This is a genomic window from Streptomyces sp. MNU76 (assembly GCF_020982545.1).
Lineage (GTDB): Bacteria > Actinomycetota > Actinomycetes > Streptomycetales > Streptomycetaceae > Streptomyces.
Window position 1 is genome coordinate 402,091 of sequence record NZ_JAJKLK010000003.1, and the last position, 21,553, is coordinate 423,643.

General features: G+C 71.4%; 15 protein-coding genes and 2 pseudogenes. 9 read left to right on the forward strand and 8 right to left on the reverse strand.

Annotated features, from left to right (window positions below; all coding sequences use genetic code 11):
- Window positions 1-76 precede the first annotated feature (76 nt).
- The 3 genes and pseudogenes from E4N62_RS08130 to glgX all read right to left on the reverse strand — a co-directional run.
- Window positions 77-1,312 (reverse strand): annotated as a pseudogene (locus E4N62_RS08130) (M14 family zinc carboxypeptidase); the annotation flags it as partial.
- Between the two features lie 303 nt (window positions 1,313-1,615).
- On the reverse strand, window positions 1,616-3,940 hold the full coding sequence (gene treY, locus E4N62_RS08135) for a malto-oligosyltrehalose synthase (protein ID WP_230213264.1): 2,325 nt from the start codon (window positions 3,938-3,940) through the stop codon (window positions 1,616-1,618).
- 166 nt (window positions 3,941-4,106) lie between these two features.
- Window positions 4,107-6,248 (reverse strand): glycogen debranching protein GlgX, encoded by a 2,142-nt coding sequence (gene glgX / locus E4N62_RS08140; protein ID WP_230213265.1) that lies wholly within the window; start codon window positions 6,246-6,248, stop codon window positions 4,107-4,109.
- Between the two features lie 328 nt (window positions 6,249-6,576).
- Between glgX and E4N62_RS08145 the strand changes: the two genes are divergently transcribed.
- The 3 genes from E4N62_RS08145 (at window position 6,577) to E4N62_RS08155 (ending at window position 9,177) form a co-directional block, all read left to right on the forward strand.
- The gene (locus tag E4N62_RS08145) at window positions 6,577-7,824 is read left to right on the forward strand and encodes an SAV2148 family HEPN domain-containing protein (RefSeq protein ID WP_230213266.1); all 1,248 of its coding nucleotides are present in this window, start codon (window positions 6,577-6,579) and stop codon (window positions 7,822-7,824) included.
- 148 nt (window positions 7,825-7,972) lie between these two features.
- Entirely contained in the window at window positions 7,973-8,695 is a 723-nt protein-coding gene (locus E4N62_RS08150) for a 3'-5' exonuclease (RefSeq protein ID WP_230213267.1), read from the forward strand.
- Window positions 8,692-9,177, forward strand: coding sequence for a GNAT family N-acetyltransferase (locus tag E4N62_RS08155; protein WP_230213268.1), 486 nt, complete (start codon window positions 8,692-8,694; stop codon window positions 9,175-9,177). Before E4N62_RS08150 ends, E4N62_RS08155 begins: the two co-directional genes overlap by 4 nt.
- A gap of 53 nt (window positions 9,178-9,230) precedes the next feature.
- On the opposite strand, the gene E4N62_RS08160 is transcribed toward E4N62_RS08155, so the two are convergent.
- Window positions 9,231-10,091, reverse strand: coding sequence for a phosphotransferase enzyme family protein (locus tag E4N62_RS08160; protein WP_230213269.1), 861 nt, complete (start codon window positions 10,089-10,091; stop codon window positions 9,231-9,233).
- A gap of 142 nt (window positions 10,092-10,233) precedes the next feature.
- Between E4N62_RS08160 and E4N62_RS08165 the strand changes: the two genes are divergently transcribed.
- The 5 genes and pseudogenes from E4N62_RS08165 to E4N62_RS08185 all read left to right on the forward strand — a co-directional run bounded on the left by E4N62_RS08165 (window position 10,234) and on the right by E4N62_RS08185 (window position 15,934).
- Window positions 10,234-11,181, forward strand: coding sequence for a carbohydrate ABC transporter permease (locus E4N62_RS08165; protein WP_230213270.1), 948 nt, complete (start codon window positions 10,234-10,236; stop codon window positions 11,179-11,181).
- Window positions 11,178-12,011, forward strand: a complete 834-nt coding sequence (locus tag E4N62_RS08170) for a carbohydrate ABC transporter permease (RefSeq protein ID WP_230213271.1) — start codon at window positions 11,178-11,180, stop codon at window positions 12,009-12,011. Before E4N62_RS08165 ends, E4N62_RS08170 begins: the two co-directional genes overlap by 4 nt.
- The gene (locus E4N62_RS08175; RefSeq protein ID WP_230213272.1) at window positions 12,011-13,291 is read left to right on the forward strand and encodes an ABC transporter substrate-binding protein; all 1,281 of its coding nucleotides are present in this window, start codon (window positions 12,011-12,013) and stop codon (window positions 13,289-13,291) included. The genes E4N62_RS08170 and E4N62_RS08175 overlap by 1 nt, the downstream gene beginning before the upstream one ends.
- A 211-nt stretch (window positions 13,292-13,502) precedes the next feature.
- Window positions 13,503-14,730 (forward strand): annotated as a pseudogene (gene mgt, locus E4N62_RS08180) (macrolide-inactivating glycosyltransferase).
- A gap of 259 nt (window positions 14,731-14,989) precedes the next feature.
- A complete protein-coding gene (locus tag E4N62_RS08185) occupies window positions 14,990-15,934 on the forward strand; it encodes a CDP-alcohol phosphatidyltransferase family protein (protein WP_230213273.1) in 945 nt (314 codons plus the stop codon).
- Between the two features lie 98 nt (window positions 15,935-16,032).
- Here the strand turns inward: E4N62_RS08185 and E4N62_RS08190 are convergent, their stop codons facing one another.
- Window positions 16,033-18,309, reverse strand: a complete 2,277-nt coding sequence (locus E4N62_RS08190; RefSeq protein ID WP_230213274.1) for an MMPL family transporter — start codon at window positions 18,307-18,309, stop codon at window positions 16,033-16,035.
- Window positions 18,310-18,544: 235 nt separating this feature from the next.
- Between E4N62_RS08190 and E4N62_RS08195 the strand changes: the two genes are divergently transcribed.
- A complete protein-coding gene (locus E4N62_RS08195; protein ID WP_230213275.1) occupies window positions 18,545-19,093 on the forward strand; it encodes a DUF1697 domain-containing protein in 549 nt (182 codons plus the stop codon).
- 10 nt (window positions 19,094-19,103) lie between these two features.
- On the opposite strand, the gene E4N62_RS08200 is transcribed toward E4N62_RS08195, so the two are convergent.
- The 3 genes from E4N62_RS08200 to E4N62_RS08210 are packed head-to-tail and all read right to left on the reverse strand — an operon-like array spanning window position 19,104 to window position 21,539.
- The gene (locus tag E4N62_RS08200; RefSeq protein WP_230213276.1) at window positions 19,104-19,847 is read right to left on the reverse strand and encodes a sirohydrochlorin chelatase; all 744 of its coding nucleotides are present in this window, start codon (window positions 19,845-19,847) and stop codon (window positions 19,104-19,106) included.
- A 5-nt stretch (window positions 19,848-19,852) separates the two neighbouring features.
- Window positions 19,853-20,767: an ABC transporter permease gene (locus tag E4N62_RS08205; RefSeq protein WP_230213277.1), complete on the reverse strand. Its 915-nt coding sequence runs from the start codon at window positions 20,765-20,767 to the stop codon at window positions 19,853-19,855.
- Window positions 20,754-21,539, reverse strand: a complete 786-nt coding sequence (locus tag E4N62_RS08210; RefSeq protein ID WP_184900681.1) for an ABC transporter ATP-binding protein — start codon at window positions 21,537-21,539, stop codon at window positions 20,754-20,756. The genes E4N62_RS08205 and E4N62_RS08210 overlap by 14 nt, the downstream gene beginning before the upstream one ends.
- Between the last annotated feature and the right edge of the window lie 14 nt (window positions 21,540-21,553).

Sequence of the window (21,553 nt, forward strand, 5' to 3'; positions counted from 1 at the left end):
CCGCACCCGCCCGACGGCACAACGCGGCACCCCAGTAGGCGAACCCGGCGCCCTCAGTCCCCGGCGCCCACCCCACCCGCGCACACGCCGCCGCCGCCAACACCGTCCGCACCTGGTGCTCGACCTGGTCGCCCACCGGCACCCACCGCGCACGGAACCGCTCGGTGAAGGACTCGCACCACTCGGCGACGAGCGCTTCCAGGAGCGGCACCCCCGGGTCGTCGGCCTCCCTCAGCACCCGCAGCAGCATCGCCGCCGCCCGCAGCGGAAGTCGCCGCCCGAACGCTTCCACACTGCCCACGTACGCCGTCGACAGATCCGCCGGCGGACCGTCCCTCCAGTCCCGGGCCAGCCCCGGTACCAGCGCCAGCGCCCACCGGGCGGCCCGCAGCAGCGGCCCCTCGGGTCCCGGCAGCCGGGGCAGCGCCTCGGCGAGGACCCCTTCCACCCGGCCCGCGTCCGTCAGCAGCCGCCGGGACAGGTGCCGCAGCGCCGCCGCCGGGGCCGGGTGCGGGGCGATGTCGTCCACCAGGTCGCTCGCCCACATCGGCACCTCCACGACCGCCGTCAGACCGCCGTACCGGTGGGCGTGGTACCAGGTGCTGTGCCGGGCGTCGTCCGGCATGCTCGGGTACGCCGCGAGGCCGCCGGGCCGGGGCATCACGAACACCCCGGGCCCGGACACGGGCCAGCCGGCGGCGTCCGACGCGCCCCTCTCCACCGGTATCCCCAGCTCGGCCGCGGACTTGGCGAACGGCTCGGCGAGCCCCGGCACGTCCTTCGTCAACTGCACCCAGCTGCCGCCCAGATCGGTGCCGTGCAGGGTCACCTGGAGGTAGGGCCGCAACTCGTCCAGCACACCCATCAGGGCGTACGTCTCGGGTGGCAGCCGTTCCGGCGGCAGCACGGACGGCGACCACTCCGGCTGCTCGGGACCGGCCGGCCGGAAGAACCCGAGGTGGTAGTCGAGCAGGGTGCGCGGCAGGGGAGTGGTGTGCAGGCTCGCCCCGTCCGGGTCCGCGCAGAGCACGAAGTGCCAGGACACACCGGACCGCAATCGCCCGTCCCGCGCCACCCGTTCGGCCAGGGCGAGCACCGTGGAGCCGCCGGTCGGCTCATTGGCGTGGGCGCCCGCGACGACCAGGACGGCGCGTCTCGCGCGCCCTACGGACAGCAGACGCAGCGGGCGGCCGGCACGCGAGGAGCCGATGCTCCGCAGTGCGCACAGCGTCGGCCGACGGGCCGTCAGGGCTCGCGCCGCCGACTCCAGTTCAGCCACCGTGGGATAACCGAGCTCCGACAGCAGACCCACCCCCGTCCCGTCCGCCTGACACCCAAGTCCGCGCGCCCGACCGGGCCGGGCGGGGGACATACCCAGTGTCCCCGCATGGCAGGGGCGGCTCCCAGGGGCGCCCAGTCGCATTCACCGTCACCCGGTACGAGGTTCACCGCTACCCGGCACGGGGTCCCCACCGAACCCGACCCGGACCCACCGAACCCGGTCCGGGTCGACCGCAACCCGGTCCGGAGTCGCCGTAGCGGGTTCGGGTCCGCCGTCGCCTGGTTCGGAGTCGCCGTAGCCGGTTCGGGCCCACCCGCCATCCGGTACGCAGCGTCACGCGCCGACCCGCTCCAGCAGCGCGACCGGCAGGGCTTCGAAGAGTTCCGCCAGCCGCACCTCGCCCGAGAACTCCCGCTCCCCGCCGAGCACTTCGCCCCACCGGCCCTCGGGCAGCGTCAGCCGGGTGTCGCCCCAGCCCCCGGCCTGGGCCAGCCGCAGCGACAAGCGGGTCACCGCCGTGACCACCTCGCCCGAGCGGCTGAAGGCGACACAGTGGCCGGCGCCCGCCCCCTCCGCCGCCAGCGGCACGTACGTCGCCGTCTCCCCGAAGACCTCCGGCCGCCGCCCGCGCAGCCGCAGCGCCGCCCCGGTGAGCCGGAACTTCTCCGACCCCTCCTCGTGCGGAGCGAAGGCCCGCCGGTTGTCCGGGTCCACCAGGGCCCGGTACTCGGCCTCCGTCCCCTGGTACACATCCGGCACCCCCGGCATCGTCAGCTGCACCAGGGCCGCGCCGAGAGCGTTCGCCCGCACGTGGGGCGCCAACTCCTCGCGCAGCGCGGCGACCCGGGCGTCCAGGGCCGGTCCCCGCGCGACGAACTCCGCCACATCCTGCTCGTAGGCCGCGTTCTGCTCGGTCCAGGAGGTGTGCAGCCCCGCCTCCCGCACATGCTTCAGCAGGGCCCCCTGAAGTCGCTCCTCGGCGTCGGGGCCGAGCCCGAACGCCGTCTGCCAGGCCGCCCACGCCAGCTGCGGATCCGGGACCCCCGGGCCGTCCCGCGTCACCTCCGCCAGCAGTTCGGCCCACCGCCCGGGGCACTCCGCGAGCACCGCGATCGCCGCCCGTACGTCCGCGCTGCGCTTGGTGTCGTGGGTCGACAGCACGGTCCCCGTGGCCGGCCAGTCGCGCTGCACCCGCGCGCAGTAGGCGTGGAAGTCCTGGGGCGACACGGCCGGGCTCCCCGGATCGCCCCCCACCTCGTTCGCCGACAGCAGCGGCACATAGCGGTAGAACGCCGTGTCCTCCACCGACTTCGCCCGCAGCGCCGACGAGGTCTGCGCGAACCGCGCCCGGAACTCCACCTCGTCCGGCCCGTCCCCCCGGCCCAGCACCAGGTCCCGTACGGCGTCCACCGACCGGGCCTCCTCGGGCACCACGAACAGCGCGCGCGCCTCGGCCGCGGCCTCCTCGGTGACGACGAGGGAGGCGTCCTCGGAGGTGTACGGCCGGTACACCTCCATCCGTGCGAGCAGCTCGCACAGCGCGGTGCGCAGCGCCCACGGCGCCTGGTCGCGCAGTGAGAGGTCCAGGGAGCGCTCGCACACCCGGTGCGCCACCCGGGTGAGCCGCTCCACCTCCGCGACCAGCTCGTGCGTGAGCACCCGGTACGCGGCCCGCCGCACGGTCGCGTCCCACTTCCCGCCCCGGTCGGACTGCGCGGCCGTGAACCGCCGGTACTGACCCAGCAGTTCACCGGCCCCCGCCGGATCGGTGAACAGCCCGTCGATGTGCCGCAGCGCGTCGTAGCCGGTGGTTCCCGCGACCGGCCAGGCCCCGGGCAGCGCCTCCCCGTCGGCCAGGATCTTCTCGACGACGGTCCACCGTCCGCCGGTCGCCTCGTGCAGCCGCCGCAGATAGGCGTCGGGATCGGCGAGCCCGTCGGGGTGGTCGACCCGCAGCCCGTCGACGACCCCCTCGTCCAGCAGCCGCAGGACCTTCGCATGGGTCGCGTCGAAGACCTCCGGCTCCTCGACCCGCACCCCGATCAGCTCGGAGATGCTGAAGAACCGCCGGTAGTTCAGCTCCGTACGGGCCAGCCGCCACCACACCGGCCGGTACCACTGCGCGTCCAGCAGCTGCGGCAGCGGCAGCTTCTCGGTGCCCTCCCGCAGCGGAAACACATGGTCGTAGTACCGCAGCTCCCGCCCGTCCACCACGAACTGCTCGATCTCCGCGCCCAGCGGCCCGCCGAGCACCGGCAGCAGCACCCGGCCGCCCTGCGCCTCCCAGTCGATGTCGAACCACCGCGCGTACGCCGATTCCGGCCCCTCCCGCAGCACCTCCCACAGGGCCCGGTTGTGCCGGGGCGCCATGGCCATGTGGTTCGGGACGATGTCCAGGACGAGCCCGAGCCCGTGGGCGCGCGCGGTCCGGGCCAGCTCCCGCAGCCCCTCCTCGCCCCCGAGCTCCTCCCGCACCCGCCCGTGATCGACCACGTCGTACCCGTGCGACGACCCCGGTACGGCCTCCAGCACAGGGGAGAGGTGCAGATGCGACACACCGAGCGAGGCGATGTACGGCACGGCGGCCGCTGCGGCGGAGAAGGGAAAGCCGGGCTGAAGCTGAAGCCGGTAGGTGGCGGCAGGCACGACAGAGGTCATGGGTTCCTACGTACCCGCCACACCGGACTTGGAGCACCCTGACACGCGAGGACGCCATGCTTTTGAGGGGCGCGGGGCTGTATCCATGTGCGGCTCCGCCGCGTGGGCGCGATCCACGCACGACCCTGTTGTCGGCAACGGTGATCAACCCCTACGGCGAATCCCCCTACGCCGGCCTCCGGAACACCACCAGACTCCGGTCCACCAACTCCACCCGCTCCCCGGCCGCCACCTTCGGCCCGTCCACCGGCACCGCGTCCTCCCGCCCCGTGTCCACCACCATCTGCCACTGCGGCCCGTGGTTCACCGGCACCACGAACTCCAGCGGCTGCGCGGACGCGTTGACCATCAACAGGAACGAGTCGTCGCTGATCCGCTCGCCTCGCGGACCCGGCTCGGAGATCGCGTTCCCGTTCAGGAACACGCTCAGCGCCCCCGCCTGCGAGGAGTCCCAGTCCCGCTGCACCATCTCCCGCCCCTCGGGCGTGAACCAGGCGATGTCCGACAGCTCGTCGTGCGTGCCCTCCACCGGCCGTCCGTGGAAGAACCGCCGCCGCCGGAAGACGGGGTGGTCCTTCCGCAGCCACACCATCGCCCGGGTGAACTCCAGCAGATCCCCGAAGACCCCACCGTCACCGTCACCCTCGTCCCCGTCCGCACCGGAGGGCCACGGCACCCAGGACACCTCGTTGTCCTGGCAGTACGCGTTGTTGTTGCCGCCCTGGGTCCGCGCGAACTCGTCGCCGTGACTGAGCATCGGCACCCCCTGCGACAGCATCAGCGTCGCGATGAGGTTCCGCACCTGCCGGACCCGCAGGGCCGTCACCCCGGGGTCGTCCGTCTCGCCCTCGGCCCCGCAGTTCCAGGACCGGTTGTGGCTCTCCCCGTCCCGGTTGTCCTCGCCGTTCGCGTCGTTGTGCTTCTCGTTGTAGGAGACGAGGTCCCGCATGGTGAACCCGTCGTGGCAGGTCACGAAGTTGATCGAGGCCAGCGGGCGGCGCCCGTCGTCCTGGTAGAGGTCGGAGGAGCCGGTCAGCCGGGACGCGAACTCCGCGAGCGTACGCGGCTCGCCCCGCCACAGGTCGCGCACCGTGTCCCGGTACTTGCCGTTCCACTCGGTCCACAGCGGCGGGAAGTTCCCCACCTGGTAGCCGCCCTCGCCGACGTCCCAGGGCTCGGCGATCAGCTTCACCTGGGAGACCACCGGGTCCTGCTGGACGAGGTCGAAGAACGACGACAGCCGGTCCACCTCGTGGAACTGCCGGGCCAGGGTCGCCGCGAGGTCGAAGCGGAACCCGTCGACGTGCATCTCGGTGACCCAGTACCGCAACGAGTCCATGATCAGCTGCAGCACGTGCGGGGACCGCATGAGCAGGGAGTTGCCCGTGCCCGTCGTGTCCATGTAGTAGCGGGGGTCGTCCGTCAGCCGGTAGTAGGACGGGTTGTCGAGGCCCTTGAAGGAGAGCGTGGGACCCAGGTGGTTGCCCTCGGCGGTGTGGTTGTAGACCACGTCGAGGATGACCTCGATGCCGGCCTCGTGCAGGGCCCGGACCGCCGACTTGAACTCCAGCACCTGCTGACCCCGGTCGCCCCAGGAGGCGTAGGCGTTGTGCGGGGCGAAGAAGCCGATGGTGTTGTAGCCCCAGTAGTTGCTGAGGCCCAGGTCGGCCAGCCGGTGGTCGTTCACGAACTGGTGTACGGGCATCAGCTCCAGCGCCGTGACGCCCAGTTCGGTCAGGTGTTCGATGATCGCCGGGTGGGCGAGCGCCGCGTAGGTGCCGCGCAGCTCCTCGGGCAGCCCCGGGTGCCGCATGGTGAGGCCCTTCACATGGGCCTCGTAGATCACCGTGTGGTGGTACTCGGTCCGGGGCCGCCGGTCGTCGCCCCAGTCGAAGTACGGGTTGACCACGACCGAGGTCAGCATGTGCGGTGCCGAGTCGAGGTCGTTGCGCTTCTCGGGCGCCCCGAAGTGATAGCCGTACACCTCCTCCCCCCACGTGACCGAGCCGCTGATGGCACGTGCGTACGGGTCGAGCAGCAGCTTCGCGGAGTTGCAGCGCAGCCCCCGCTCCGGCGCGTACGGGCCGTGCGCACGGAAGCCGTACCGTTGCCCCGGCATCACGCCGGGCAGGTACGCGTGCCGCACGAACGCGTCCGTCTCGCGCAGTTCCACCGCCGTCTCGGAGCCGTCGTCGTCCAGCAGACACAGCTCTACTCGGTGCGCGGCCTCCGAGAAGACCGCGAAGTTGGTACCGGCGCCGTCGTACGTGGCGCCGAGCGGATACGCCTGTCCAGGCCAGACCTGCATGGATACGACTCTTCCAGTTGTCGCGCGCCGCTGGGGGCGACTCCGGATGGAGTCTCCCCCAATCTGATGGAACCTCCTAGGACATACGTCCTTCCTGCCCGGAGTGGACACATCGTGACGCCCCGAGGGGCCCCCGGAGTCGCGTCCCGGTGGCCCGATCGCTATGAATCGGCTCACTCCCCGCGCGGTAGCGCCCCGGAACGACCAAGTCACGTGCGGTAGTTGAGAAACGACCTGTCCATCCGGCTGTATCGTCACCCGCTACCGGAGTACCCTTCCTTGATCGTTGCGTAGGGGTGAGCTCGGGGGAGCGGAAGGCGGTGCGTGGGTGGGCTCGGGAGGGCTGGAGTTGCCTCCTGGTGGCGCGGGCGACACGGGTCACGAGGGGGACCCCACGGATGTCCCACCCGGCGCGGTGTCCCTGGCGCGGCCGATGGAGCGGGGCTCCATCGGCCCGGAACTGGACTGGAACGCCGACGCCTGGCTCGAAGTGCGTACGCGCGCCCAGCGGGCCGGCCGCGCCTACATCTGGCTGAACCTCGTCGAGCAGCGGCTGCGCGCCGTGGTGGCCGCCGTGCTGCGGCCCATCTACGAGCCCGTCCACGGCGACGACTGGGTGGTCGCCGCCGCCGGACCCGCCGGACAGGAGTGGGTGCAGCGAGCCGTGGCGGTCCGCGAGGTCAGCCGCCGCAAGGGCTATCTGCTCGACCCGGCCGACGACAACGTGCTGAGCTTCCTCACCCTGCCGCAGCTGCGTGAGCTGATGGTGCAGCACTGGCCCTGCTTCGAGCCGTACGTCGACGAGCGGCGCGACGTGGAACTGGCCCTGGACGAGCTGGAGGTCACCCGCAACGTCGTCTCCCGCAACCGGGCCCTGTCCGAGGCCGTCCTCGCCCAGGCCGAGCGTGCCTCCGCGAAGCTGCTGGAGATCCTGGGCGCCGGCAGCGACGTGCCCTCCGCGCGTCGGCTGCCCGTCGACGCGGTCGAGGACCTCGTCGGCGACCGGTACGCGGACGTCGTCGGCGTCCACCCCGACCGGGTGCGGCTGCTGCGGCAGTTCCCCGCCGAGGACCTCTTCGGCGGGGCCCGCCGCCTGGACGCCATCGGCATAGGCCTGAACCTCCTCGTGCAGAACTTCTCCGGGCGGCGGCTGGTCCGGCTCGCCGAGTCCGGCTGCCGCGTGCGGTTGCTCTTCCTCAACCCCGCCTCCAGCGCCGTGAAGCGGCGTGAGCGTGAACTCGGCATAAAGCGCGGCGAGTTGAGTCGTGCCGTGGAGATGAACATCCTCCATATGCGCCGGGTCCGCTCCCGGCTGCGCGACCCCGGCGCCTTCGAGATCCAGGTCTTCGACGAGACCCCGCGCTTCACCGCGTACCTCGTCGACGGCGACGGCACGGACGGGGTCGCGGTCGTCCAGACCTATCTGCGGCGCACCCGGGGCATGGAGGCGCCCGTCCTCGTCCTGCGCGGCGGCAACCGGGTCCTCAAGGCGGACGAGAACGGCGAAGTCGGCCTTTTCGATACATACCGCGAGGAGTTCGAAGTGGCGTGGGCGGACTCCCGACCGGTGTCGTGACGGCCGCGACAGAGGTCGTGCGCAGGGCCGCGACGCAGTGCCCGCACGCCTGGGGCACGGCGAAGCGGAATGTGCGCCTCGGATTGTCAGTGGCCCGTGCGATGGTGGTGGTCACTGGGGGAAAGCACCACCAAGGAGGGGGGCCAGCATGGGTTGGCACCGGCAGCTGCTGATCGGCTTCGACCTGGAGACCACCGGGACGGACCCGCGCGAGGCGCGCATCGTCACGGGCGCGGTCATCGAGGTCGAGGACGGGGAGCCGGTCGGACACCGGGAATGGCTCGCCGACCCGGGCATGGAGATCCCGGAGGAGGCGGTGGCGGTGCACGGCATCACCAACGCCCGTGCGACGGCCGAGGGCAGACCCGCCGACCAGGTCGCCGACGCCATCGCCGACGTCCTCGTCTCCTACTGGAGGACGGGCGTCCCGGTCGTCGCGTACAACGCGGCCTTCGACCTGACCCTGCTCTCCGCCGAACTGCGCCGGTACGCCCTGCCGTCCCTGCGCGACAGGCTCGGCGGACTCGACCCGGCGCCCGTCGTCGACCCCTACACGATCGACCGCTCCGTCGAGCGCTACCGCCGGGGCAAACGCAACCTCGAAGCGGTCTGCGGCGAGTACGGCGTCCCCCTGGACGCCGCGCACAACGCCTGCGCCGACGCCCTGGCCGCCGCCCGCCTCGCCCGTGCGATAGCCCAGCGCCACCCGAAGGTCGCCGCCCTCGGCCCGGCCGAGCTGCACCGCCGCCAGATCGAGTGGTACGCGGAGCGGGCCGCCGACTTCCAGGCGTTCCTCCGCCGCAAGGGCAACCCGGAAGCGGTCGTGGACGCGCTCTGGCCGCTGGGCGAACTGGAGGACGAAACGGTATGAACGCCGACGAGATCTCCCTGCGCGAAGTACGCGACAGCGACCTGCCGTTCTTCTGGAGCCACGCCCGTGACCCCGAGGCACAGCGGATCGCCGCCTTCACCGGGGAGTACCACTCCGACCGGGAGTTGTTCGACGGTCACTGGGCGAAGATCCGCGCCAACCCCGACATCCTGGCCCGCACGGTGGTCGCCGGCGGCGAGGTCGTCGGCAACGCGGCGGTCTACGGCCCGCCGGACGAACGCGAGGTCACCTACTGGATCGACCGCGCCCACTGGGGCCGAGGTATCGCCACCGCCGCCCTCGCCGCGCTGATCGCCCTCGACCCGACCCGTCCGCTGTACGCCCGCGCCGCCGCCGACAACACGGGCTCGGTCCGCGTCCTGGAGAAGTGCGGCTTCGTCGTCACCGGCCACGACCGGGGCTTCGCCCTGGCCCGCGACGCCGAGATCGACGAGGTGACGCTCATACTCCGGGCCGGCTAGGCACCGTGCGGGGTCAGGAAGGACACCGGCGGCCCGTTCAGGTCCCGCCCGGGTCAGAACGGATACCAGCGAACTGTCTCGTCCCCGTCGCGCAGCGAGGCGACGCGGCGTTCGAACTCGGCCAGCGCCTTGGGGTTGCTCGGCGCGTGCTGCGCGACCCAGGCGCAGCTGGCCGTCTCACGGGCACCCCGCAGCACCGAGCAGCCGTCCCACTCCCGTACGTCCCAGCCGTACGCGGCCGTGAAGGCGTCGTACTCCCGCGTCGGCAGGCCGTAGCGGTCGTGGGAGAGGGCCATGACGACGAGGTCGTGCTCGCGGAGGTCACCGGAGAAGGTCTCCAGATCGACGAGGACCGGGCCGTCCGGGCCGATGTGCACGTTGCGGGGGAGCGCGTCGCCGTGGATCGGGCCCCGGGGCAGACGCGGGGTGAGAGCGGCCGCGGCCGCTTCGAAGCCGTCCCGGCGTTCCCGGAGATACGCCGCGTCCGCCGGGTCGATCGCGTCACCGGCGAGCCGCAGCCAGCGCTCCACACCGCCCAGCAGTTCACGGCGGGGAAGGGCGAAGGAGGTGGGAAGGGCGTGGACCGGGCGAAGGAGTTCAGCCAAATCACGCGGCTCCGCGGGGCGTACGGGATCGGGCAGGCGATGCCACACCGTCACCGGGTGCCCCTCCACGAGCAGGGCATCCGGCTCGGCGGGCCGCACCGCCGGGACACCCTGCGCGGCCAGCCACTCCGCGATGCGCACCTCGCGCCGGGCCCGGTCGAGGAGTTCGGCGTCACGGCCCACCTTCACCACCAGGTCACCGGCGGCGAACACCGCGTTCTCGCCCAGCCCGAGCAGCCGCGCCTTCCCGGCCGCACCGGGCAGCACGCCGGCCGCGACCACCACACCCCGGGCCCGAGCCTCGTCCATCCGTCGCCTCCCTGTCCGTAGCGCCGACACGCGCTCGTGGCGTCGGCTTCACGCCATCCGACGGCCAGTCTCGCATTCGCACAGGTCGGACCGTGTGCGCGGTGTCTTGACGCCCTGTCATGCCCTCAGCACCATGACGGACATGAGCTTGGCGACCGCGAAGCCGCAACGCCCGCGACCGGCCAAGCGGCGCACCCCGGCGGACGGCCGGGACCGGCGCCTGATCGACCACGGTGCCTGGTTCCTGGTGCTGCCCGCGCTGATCCCCATCCTGGTGCTGAGCGTCGGACCGCTGCTGTACGGGATCGCGCTGGCGTTCACCGACGCCCAGTCCGGCCGGACCGAGCCCACCCGGTGGATCGGCACCCTCAACTTCCAGGACCTGCTGCACGACACCCTCTTCTGGGACTCGTTCCGCATCGGCCTGCTCTGGGCGGTCGGCGTCACCGTCCCGCAGTTCCTGCTGGCCCTCGGCCTCGCGCTCCTCCTGAACCAGCCCCTGCGGCTGCGCTGGCTGGCCCGCGCGCTGGCGATCATCCCCTGGGCCATGCCCGAGGTGGTCGTCGGGATCATGTGGCGGCTCGTCTACAACGCCGACGCGGGCATCCTCAACGAGACCGTCCGGGACCTGGGCCTCGGGGACGGCCGCGACTGGCTGAGCGGACTGGCCACCGCCCTCCCCGCCGTCATACTGGTCGGGATCTGGGCGGGCATGCCGCAGACGACCGTCGCCCTGCTCGCCGGGCTGCAGAACACCCCGCGCGAACTGCACGAGGCCGCCGCGATGGACGGCGCGGGCGCCTGGCGCCGCTTCCGCACGGTCACCTGGCCCGCCATCAGACCCATCGCCCTGGCCGTCTCGGCGCTCAACCTGATCTGGAACTTCAACTCCTTCGCCCTGGTGTACGTCCTGACCAACGGCGGACCGGGCGGCCGTACCCGCCTGCCGATGCTCTTCGCCTACGAGGAGGCCTTCCGCTACGGGCAGTTCGGGTACGCCGCGGCGATGGGCTGCGTGCTGGTCGCGGTGATCTCGACCGTCCTGGCGTTCGTGCTGGTCGGCCGGCTGCGGCGGGGGGAGGACTCATGAGGACCGGCAGGGCGGCACGCACCGGGCAGTACCTGGCCCTGGTCGCGTATCTCGGCTTCCTCGCGTTCCCCTTCCTCTGGCTGGTCTCCACCGCCTTCAAACCGGCCCGCGAACTGGGCAGCCTCCACCCGACCTGGATCCCGAAGGACCCGACCCTCGCCAACTTCCGGCAGGCCTTCGACGAGCAGCCCCTGTTCGAGGCCGCGCTCAACTCGCTGGTCGCGGCGGTCGGCGCGGCCGTCGTCGCCGTACTGATCGCGACCCCGATGGCCTACGTCATGGCCCGGCACCGCACGACGCTGTCGCGGATGGCGACCGGCTGGGTGGTGGTCAGCCAGGCGTTCCCGTTCGTGCTGGTGATCATTCCGCTCTTCCTGGTGCTGAAGAACCTCCGGCTGATCAACTCCGTGCCCGGACTGATCACGGTGTACGTGGTGTGGGCGCTGCCGTTCGCGCTGTGGATGCTCGTCGGCTACGTCCGGGCGGTGCCCGCCGAGCTGGAGGAGGCGGCCGCGGTCGACGGGGCCGGGAGGCTGCGCACCCTGGTGTCGGTGACGGCGCCGTTGCTGGCGCCCGGCATCGTGGCGACGGCGCTGTTCGCGTTCGTCACCGCATGGAACGAGTTCTTCTTCGCGCTGGTCCTGCTGAAGACACCGGAGAAACAGACGCTGCCGGTCGTCCTCACCCACTTCATCGGCGCCGAGGGTGTGGCCGACCTGGGCCCGCTGGCTGCGGCGGCCTTCCTGGCGACGCTCCCTTCCCTGGTCGTCTTCGCGGTCATCCAGAAACGGATCACGGGCGGCATGCTCGCCGGGGCGGTGAAGAACTGATGCGCGCACCTCGGCTCGTCGCGGCTCTGCTGCTCTGCCTCCTCGCCGCCGGCTGCACCGACGGCGGGGCGACCTCCGACGACGGCCGGATCACCCTCCGCTTCCAGTCCCTGGCCTGGCAGGAGGAGTCCGTCGCCGTCAACAAGAAGCTGGTGCGGGAGTGGAACGCCGCCCATCCCGACGTCCAGGTCGAGTACGTCCAGGGCAGTTGGGACAGCGTCCACGACCAACTCCTCACCTCCTTCGAGGGCGGTGAGGCGCCGGACATCGTCCACGACGCCTCCGACGACCTCGCGGACTTCGCGTACGGCGGCTACCTCGCCGATCTGCGCGAGCTGCTGCCCGAACGGCTCAGGAAGGACATCCCGCGGCACAGCTGGGAGACGACGACCTTCGGCGAGGGCGTCTACGGGGTGCCGTTCCTCCAGGAACCCCGGGTCCTCATCGCCAACGCCACCTGGTTGCGTGAGTCCGGTGTGCGGCTGCCGACCCCCGAGGACCCGTGGACCTGGGCCGAGTTCCGCGAGGTGGCGAAGGAGCTGAGCGGCGCCGGGAAGTACGGCGTGGCCTGGCCGTTGAAGGAACCGGTGTCGGCCACGCTGAACCTCTCCCTCTCGGCAGGCGGACAACTGTTCCACCGGAGCGACGGCAAGGTCGAGGTCCGGTTCGAGGGCGCCGACGCGGTCGTCCCGAGGACCGTGCGCGACACGGTGAACGCCGACGGGAGCGCGCCCGCCAGCACCCTCGGCATGGGCGGCTCCGACACGTTGCCCGGCTTTTTCGGCGGCCGGTACGCGATGGTGCCGCTCGGCTTCTCCTACCGTCAGCAGATCGTCCAGCAGGCGCCGAAGGGCTTCGACTGGCAGGTGCTGCCCGCTCCCGTCGGCGCCGGCGGGCTCACCCAGGGCGTCAGCCCGCAGACGCTCTCCGTCGCCGAGGACAGCCCGCACAAGGAGCAGGCCGCCGCGTTCGTCGACTTTCTGCTGCGTCCCGAGAACATGGTCCGTCTCGCCCTCGGCGACTGGATGCTCCCGACCGGCACGGAGGCCCTCCGGGATCCCGCACTGCGCACCACCGAGCACGACTGGGCCACGGGGACCGCGCTCGCCGGGTACCTCCGGCCGGCGCCGGCGCAGTCCGTGCGGGGCTATCCGGAGTGGAAGGACAAGGTGGCCACCCCCGCGTACCAGGAGTACTACAGCGGTGCGATCGGCCTGGGTGAGCTGCGGGAGCGGTTGGAGGACGACGGGAACCGGGTGCTGGCGCGCTATCAGCGGTGAGGGGGTGGGTGGTGGCTCGGGTGCGGGTGGGTGGGCTTCGCGCAGTTCCCCGCGGCCCTGAAAGCAGGCTGCGCCCCGTGCTTTTCAGGGCGCCGCCGGTCGCCCTTCAGGGCCGCGGAGGCCTGGTCTTTTAGGGGCGCGGGGAACTGCGCGAGAAGCCCCACCCACCCGCACCCGACAACGCACCCCCCCAACGGCCACCGAAAGGAAGTTGCACGAGACGTATCGTCTCGCGTACGGTCGGGCTCATGACCTCCCACATCGCCATGTTCTCCATCGCCGCCCACGGCCACGTGAACCCGAGCCTCGAAGTGGTCCGCGAGCTGGTGGCCCGCGGTCACCGGGTCACGTACGCGATCCCGCCGGCCTTCGCGGAGAAGGTCGCCGAGACCGGTGCCGAGCCGAAGCCCTGGCACTCCACGCTGCCCGGCCCCGACGCCGACCCGGAGGCGTGGGGGAGCGCGCTCCTCGACAACGTCGAGCCCTTCCTTGAGGACGCGATCCAGGCCCAGCCGCAGCTCGTCGCGGCCTACGAGGGCGACGAGCCCGACCTCGTGCTGCACGACATCACCTCGTACCCGGCACGCGTCCTCGCCCACCGCTGGGGCGTCAAGGCGATCTCCCTCTCCCCGAACCTGGTCGCCTGGGACGGCTACGAGGAGGAGGTCGCCGAGCCCATGTGGGCCGAACCCAGGAAGACGGAACGCGGCAAGGCGTACTACGCCCGGTTCCGGGCCTGGCTGGAGGAGAACGGGATCACCGAGCACCCCGACCCGTTCGTCGGCAGGCCCGCCCGCTCCCTCGTCCTCATCCCGAAGGTGCTCCAGCCGAACGCCGACCGGGTCGACGAGAGCCGCCACACCTTCGTCGGCGCCTGCCAGGGCGACCGCTCGGCGCAGGGTGAGTGGCAGCGGCCGGCCGGCGCGGAGAAGGTGTTGCTCGTCTCGCTCGGGTCGGCCTTCACCAAGCAGCCGGACTTCTACCGCGCGTGCGTGCGGGCCTTCGGTGAGCTGCCCGGCTGGCACATGGTGCTCCAGGTCGGCCGGCACGTCGACCCGGCGGAACTGGGGGAGATCCCGGACCGGGTGGAGGTGCGGGACTGGGTGCCGCAGTTGGCGGTCCTCCGGCAGGCCGACGCGTTCATCACCCACGCGGGTGCCGGTGGCAGCCAGGAAGGGCTCGCCACCGCCACCCCGATGGTCGCCGTGCCGCAGGCCGTCGACCAGTTCGGCAACGCCGAGATGCTCCAGTCCTTGGGTGTCGCCCGCCATCTGCCCAGGGAGGAGGCGACCGCCGAGGCCCTGCGCGAGGCGGTCCTCTCCCTCGTCGACGACCCCGACGTGGCGCGCCGACTCAAGGAGATCCAGCGGGAGATGGCGGGCGAGGGCGGCACCCGACGGGCCGCCGACATCATCGAGGCGGAACTCGGAACCTCGTGACGGGGGCTGCAGAAACCCCTGATAGCCGGGCAAGCCCGTTGGTTCCACGCCTGTCGTGAAATCACGGCACTTATTAGGTCACGATCAGGTCACTCAGTAACGCTCGGATAACGTCCGGTCCGCGCGGAACGCGCACTGACTCTGTTACCGGGTTCGACCGTTACCCCCTCCGAAAGGTTGTGTTCGGCGCTTCTTGTGCCTCGGGTGAACGACTTCCAAGCTGATGATGAACTCATTTCGAACGCCAGGAAGTTGACCCATGCGCCGAGACATACCCGACCTCGCGGAAGTGCGCCGCGTCACCCAGAAGAAGCGGGACGCCTGGTGGACCGTGCTGCTCGTGGACCCGGTCGCCACCCCCCTGGTGCGGCTGACCGCGAAGTACACGAGGATCACGCCCAACCAGCTGACGTGGGGCGCCTTCCTGCTGGGTCTGGTCTCGGCCGCCTTCTTCGCGCTGGGCGACTGGCGCTGGCTGATCGCCGGCGCCGTCGTCTACCACCTGAGCTTCATCCTCGACTGCATGGACGGCAAGGTAGCCCGGCTCACCGGCCAGGGATCCGTGTTCGGTGCCTGGCTCGACTTCGTCTTCGACCGCGTCCGGGTCGCGGCGTGCTCGGTGGCCCTGATGGCCGGGCAGTACCAGCGCACGGGGGAGACCTTCTACATCTGGCTCGCCGCCGCCGTCATCGGCTGCGACGCGCTCCGCTACATCAACTCCCTGGAGACCTTCAAGGTCCGCCACACCATGCGCAAGCAGATCAAGGCCCGGCTCCGCGAGGCCCGCCGTGCCGAGAACGAGCGGGAACTCGCCTTCATGGAGGACCTGCTGCGCGAGAACCCCGAGGCCGACATCGAACAGGACCTGCGCACGGCCGCCGCGGAGGTCACCCAGGCGGCCCCGCAAACCCAGGTCGTCGACCTGCACCAGGAGTTCCGTCGCCGCTTTCCCTTCTATCTGCGCGTCCGGTCCTTCCTGCTGCGCCACCGGGTCCGCCCGCATCTGATCAGCGGCATCGAGTTCCAGATGGGCGTCTTCATGATCGGCCCGATCGTCGACTCGGTGATGACGGCGACCGTCGTCTCCGGTGTCCTGCTGCTCGTCTTCGAACTGGCCATCGTCTACAAGCTGTTGCTCTCCACCCGCGACTTCACCCGGACCCTCGACTCCTTCGACCGGGGTGACGTCGCCACGGCGGCCTGAGTCACCGGGCACGAACAGGTGCACAGACAGGTGCACGGACACGGTCGTGGGCCGGGGCGGCGATGCCACCCCGGCCCACGACCGCGCTCAGGACCCGATCAGACCCGTACCCGCTGGTCCCGGGCCGGCGGGGTCGACTCCGGCCCCGTTCCCGTTCCCGGCTCCGGGGACTCGTCGTGGGTGAGGTCCGGCAGCCGGTTCAGCCACGTCGGCAGGTACCAGTTGCGCTCGCCCAGCAGGGCCATCACGGCCGGCAGGAGCACGCCGCGGATGACCGTCGCGTCGATGAGGACGGCGGCCGCGAGGCCCACACCCATCTGCTTCATCGACTGCATGGACAGCGTCCCGAAGATCGAGAAGACGGCGACCATGATGACGGCCGCGCTGGTCACGACCCCGGCCGTGGTGACCACTCCGTGCCGGATCGCCTCCTTCGTCGTACGACCGCGCAGCCGCGCCTCACGGATCCGCGAGACCACGAACACGTGGTAGTCCATCGACAGCCCGAACAGGATCACGAACAGGAACAGCGGCAGCCAGGTGATGATGGCGCCCACACCCTCCGCGCCCACCAGCGAGGCACCCCAGCCGTGCTGGAAGACCGCGACGAGGATGCCGTACGCGGCGCCCACCGACAGCAGGTTGAGCACGATCGACGTCGCCGCGATCGTCAGCGAGCGGAACGACAGCAGCATCAGCAGGAAGGCGAAGACCACGACGAAGGCGAAGACCGGGACCACGGAACCGACCAGCTGGTCGTTGAAGTCCTGGTTGCCCGCGACCTGTCCGGTGACGGGCGCTTCGACGCCCTCGACCTTGCCGAGCGTGGCGGGCCGTACCTCGTCGCGCAGCTTGTCCAGGCTGGCGCCCGCCTTGTCCTGGTCGGAGCCGCCGACCAGCGGCACGTACACGAACGCCACGTTCCGCTCGTCGTGCACCTCGATCTCTACCGGGCCGCGCGAGGCACCCGAGGCGACGGCCTTCGCCTTGAAGTCGGCCAGTGCCGCCCGCACTTCGGGAGCGTTGATGTCCTTCGCCCTGACGACCACCTCGGCCGGCTCGGAACCGCCGGGGAAGGCCTCGTTGACCCGGTTGTAGGTCTGCACGATCGGCAGCGAGTCGCCGAACTCCTGGTCCAGGGTCAGGTTCTGCGTCTTCATCCCGAGCGCGGGCGCGGCCACGGCGAGCAGCGCGCCGGTCGCCACGACCAGCGACAGCGCCGGCTTGGCGAGCACGACCCGCAGGACGGCGTTCCAGAAGCGGCTCTCCGCACCACCCCCGGAGCGGCCGCTCTTGCGCCGCTTGTCCGGGTGCAGGAACGGGATACGGCCCTTCTCGACCCGCCCGCCCAGCAGTGACAGCAGCGCGGGCAGCACCGTGACCGAACCGGCCATCGCGACGGCCACGACCATCAGGGACGCCAGGCCCATCGCCTCGAACTCGGCGAGCCCGGTGAACAGCATGCCCGCCATGGCCACGCACACCGTGACACCGGAGACGATGATGGCGCGGCCACTGGTCGCGGCGGCCACCCGCAGCGCGGTCCGCGCGTCCCGGCCCGCCGCCCGCTCCTCGCGTTCACGGCGCAGATAGAACAGGCAGTAGTCGACACCGACGGCCAGACCCACCAGCAGCATCACGGAGTTGGCGGTGTCGCTCATCGGGATCACATGGCTGACGATGGCCATCAGCCCCATCGTCGCGATGATCGCGGTGATCGCCAGCGCCACCGGCACCAGCGCCGCCACGACCGCGCCGAACGCGATCAGCAGGATGCCGAGCGCCACCGGTACGGCCGAGTACTCGGCCTTCTGGAAGTCGTCCCCGAAGGCGTCGTCGAACGTCTTCATCATCGAGGCGCCGCCGATCTCCTCGATCCGCAGCGTCCCGTGCTCCTTCTGGACGTCCGCGACGGCCTTCAGCACCGGCTCGATCCGTTCGCCCGCCGTGTCCGACGCGCCCCGCACGTCGAACTGCACCAGCGCGCTGCGGCCGTCCTTCGAGATGGTCCCCGTGTCGTACGGCGAGGTCACGTCGGCGACCTCACCGGTCTTCCCGACGGCCTTCATCACGTCGTCGACGGCGGCCCGGAACGCGGGGTCCGTGGCCCGGGTACGGTCGTCCTTCGCCTGGATCAGGACCGTCTCGCCGGCGGGCTCCTCGATGCCCGCCTCCTCGACGATGTGCGCCGCCGTGCTGGTCTCCCCCTTGAGCTGATCGCTGTCCTTGACCTCGACCGAGCCCATCGCCGAGCCGATCCCCATGGTCAGCACCACGAACAGCAGCCAGATCCCGACGGCCGCCCAGCGGTGTTGGGCGCTCCAGCCGCCCGCCCGGGCGGCGATTCCCCGCACCCGTACCTCTCCGTTCGCCATGACGGGCCAGCCCCCTCGTATGCGATGACGACCCCCTGCCGCCACCTTTCGATTCGAAGGTATGAGCTGGATAAGGGCATCTCGTCGTGCTCTCCGGCGAACCCCATCGCCCCCGGGTCCTCCGCTCGGACCCCGCTCCCTCCCCATCAGGGAGGACAGTGGCCCCTTACACCCATCCCGGGTTCTCGGGGCCGCTGCTCAGGGTGTCACGCCGTACGGTGCTTAGGGTGAGCCCATGACGACGTACGCGGCGCTTCTGCGCGGGATCAACGTGGGCGGCAGCAAGAAGGTCCCGATGGCCGACCTCCGCACCCTGCTGACCGGCCTCGGCCACGAGGGGGTGGCCACCTACCTCCAGAGCGGCAACGCGGTCTTCACCAGCGACCACGGCGACGAGGAGTCCCTGGCCACCGAGATCACGACCGCCATCGAGGGACACTTCGGCTTCACCGTGGACGTCCTGGTACGCGACCACACGTATCTGGAGGCCGTCCGGGAGGCGTGCCCGTTCCCGGCGGCGGAGCTGGAGGGCAAGCAGCTCCATGTGACGTATCTGTCGGAGACGGTGGACGCGGGCCGCTTCGAGGGGATCGACCAACCGGCCTTCCTGCCCGAGGAGTTCAGGATCGGGGAGCGGGTGCTGTACCTGTACGCCCCCGAGGGCCTCGGCCGCTCCAAGCTCGCGGAGACCCTGTCGAAGCCCCGCCTCCTGAAGGGCCTGACCGCCACGACCCGCAACTGGAACACGGTGGTGAAACTGGCGGAGCTGACACGGGCCGGCTGACGACGCCGGCTCAGGCGGCGGTGAGCTGCCCCTGCCGGAGCGCCTCCGCGTACCGGCGCAGCAGCAGCGCGGCCAGTTCGGGGGCGGGGCCGAGCACCTCGGACAGGACGTCCGCGCCCGCCGCGTCCGCGCCGGCGGCGATCCGGTCGGGCAGCCGTCCCGGCGCGATGACGTACGGCGCCACGGCCACCCGTGCGCAGCCGAGCGCCCGCAGCTCCCGTACGGCGTCCTCCGTGCGAGGGAGGGACGCGGAGGCGAACGCGGGTCGCACGGCGCACCAGCCGGTGTGCCGCCACTCCCGCGCGATTGCTGCGATCACCGCGATCGCCTCCGGGTCGGTGGACCCCGCCGAGGCCAGCACGACCCCGGTCGAGGACTTGTCGGCGGGGCTCAGGCCCGCCTCGTACAGCCGGCGTTCGAGGGCCGACAGCAGCAGCGGCGACGGGCCGAGCACCTCCGCCTGGCGGACACGCAGGGACGGCGGCGCCTCGCGCAGGACCGCCGGGATGTCGGCCTTGGCGTGGAAGGCACGGGTCAGCAGCAGCGGCAGGGCCACCACGTCCCGTACACCCTCCGCCGCGAGCGACTCCAGCACCCCGTGGACCGAGGGGAGGTTGAAGTCCAGGAAGCCGGTCTCCACCCGCAGCCCGGGGCGCAGCGCCCGCACCCGCCGCACCAGGGCGTGCACGGTCGCGGCGTGCCGCGGGTCGCGGCTGCCGTGGGCGACGACGAGGAGGACCGGCTTCCTGACCATGTGGATCAGCTCTTCACCAGCAGGCCGCGGCCGCGCAGGACCCGCCGCTCCAGCGGGCTGAAGAGCAGCAGGTCGATGGCGATACCGACCAGCAGGATCAGGAAGATGGCGAGGAACACGGTGGCCATGTCGATGTTGGTGCGGCCGTTCTCCAGCAACTGGCCGAGACCGACCCCGAGATCGGGGTGGCTGGCGATGATCTCCGCCGCCATCAGTGAACGCCACGAGAACGCCCAGCCCTGCTTCAGACCGGCCAGATAGCCGGGCAGCGCGGCCGGCATCACGATGTGCCAGGCGCCCTGCAGTCCGGTGGCGCCCATGGTGCGGCCCGCCCGCAGATACAGCGGGGGCACCTGGTCGATGCCGGAGACCAGCCCGTTGGCGATCGAGGGGACCGCACCGAGCAGGATCACCGCGTACATCATCCCGTCGGTCAGACCCAGCCAGACCACGGCCGGCGGCACCCACGCCACCGACGGCAGCGACTGCAGCCCCGAGAGGATCGGACCGATCGCCGACCGAACGAACCGCACCCGGGCGACCAGGATGCCGAGCGGCGTGCCGATCGCCAGTGCGATCAGGAAGCCGAACAGGCCGCGCGAGACACTCGTCCAGACGTAGCCGAGCAGCTTGCCTTCCAGCCAGGCCTGCTCCGCCGCGTCCCACACGGCGGACGGCGGGGGCAGCTTGCCCGGGTCGGTGACGACGCCGAACGACACCAGTCCCTGCCACACCGCGAGCACCAGCACGACCGCGGTGATCGGCGGCACGATCTTCTGCCGGAACGTCTGGCTGAACGGAGGCCGGCCGGCGCCGGGCGTCTCCAGGGCGTCGAGGCCCGCCTCCACCGCCCCGAGCCGGTCCTTGTCGGCGACCGGGGCGTCGATCGTGTCCGTCGCCCTCGTCTCACTGCTGGCCATGACGGCGGATCTCCTCACGAAGGACATCGGTGATCTCCAAGGACAGCTCCGCCACCGGAGCGTCCTCGATACGGCGGGGCTGGGGGATGTCGACCCGCCACTCCCGGGCGATCCGCCCCGGGCGCGAGGACAGCAGCACCACGCGCTGCGCGAGCCGCACCGCCTCGCGCACGTTGTGCGTGACGAACAGGACGGAGAGCTGGGTCTCCTCCCAGATCCGGGTCAGCTCGTCGTGCAGCACGTCCCGGGTGATGGCGTCGAGCGCCGCGAACGGCTCGTCCATCAGCAGGAGCTTGCTCTCCTGGCCGAGGGCCCGCGCCAGCGCCACCCGCTGCCGCATACCGCCGGACAGCTCGTGCACCCGCTTGCCGTACGCACCCTTCAGCCGGACCAGGGAGAGCAGGTCCTCGGCGCGCTCGCGCCGTTCGTTCTTCGGAACTCCCCTGAGCTTCAGGGCGAGTTCGATGTTCTTGCCCGCGGTCAGCCACGGGAACAGGGCGTGCTCCTGGAACATCAGAGCGGGGCGCCCGTCGGTCGAGATGCTGCCCTGGGACGGGGCGTCGAGCCCCGCCACCAGGTTCAGCAGGGTGGACTTGCCACAGCCCGAGGCCCCCAGGAGGGTGACGAACTCGCCCGGAGCGACATCGAGCGTGATGTCGTCGAGCACGAGCTGCTGCCCGGTCGGTCCGGCGAAGGACTTCGATACATGCTCGATGCGGGCTGCGTGCTCCACTGCCTCGGTGTCCTCGGCCTTGGCGAGGGTGGTGGCCATGGTCGTCACCTCCT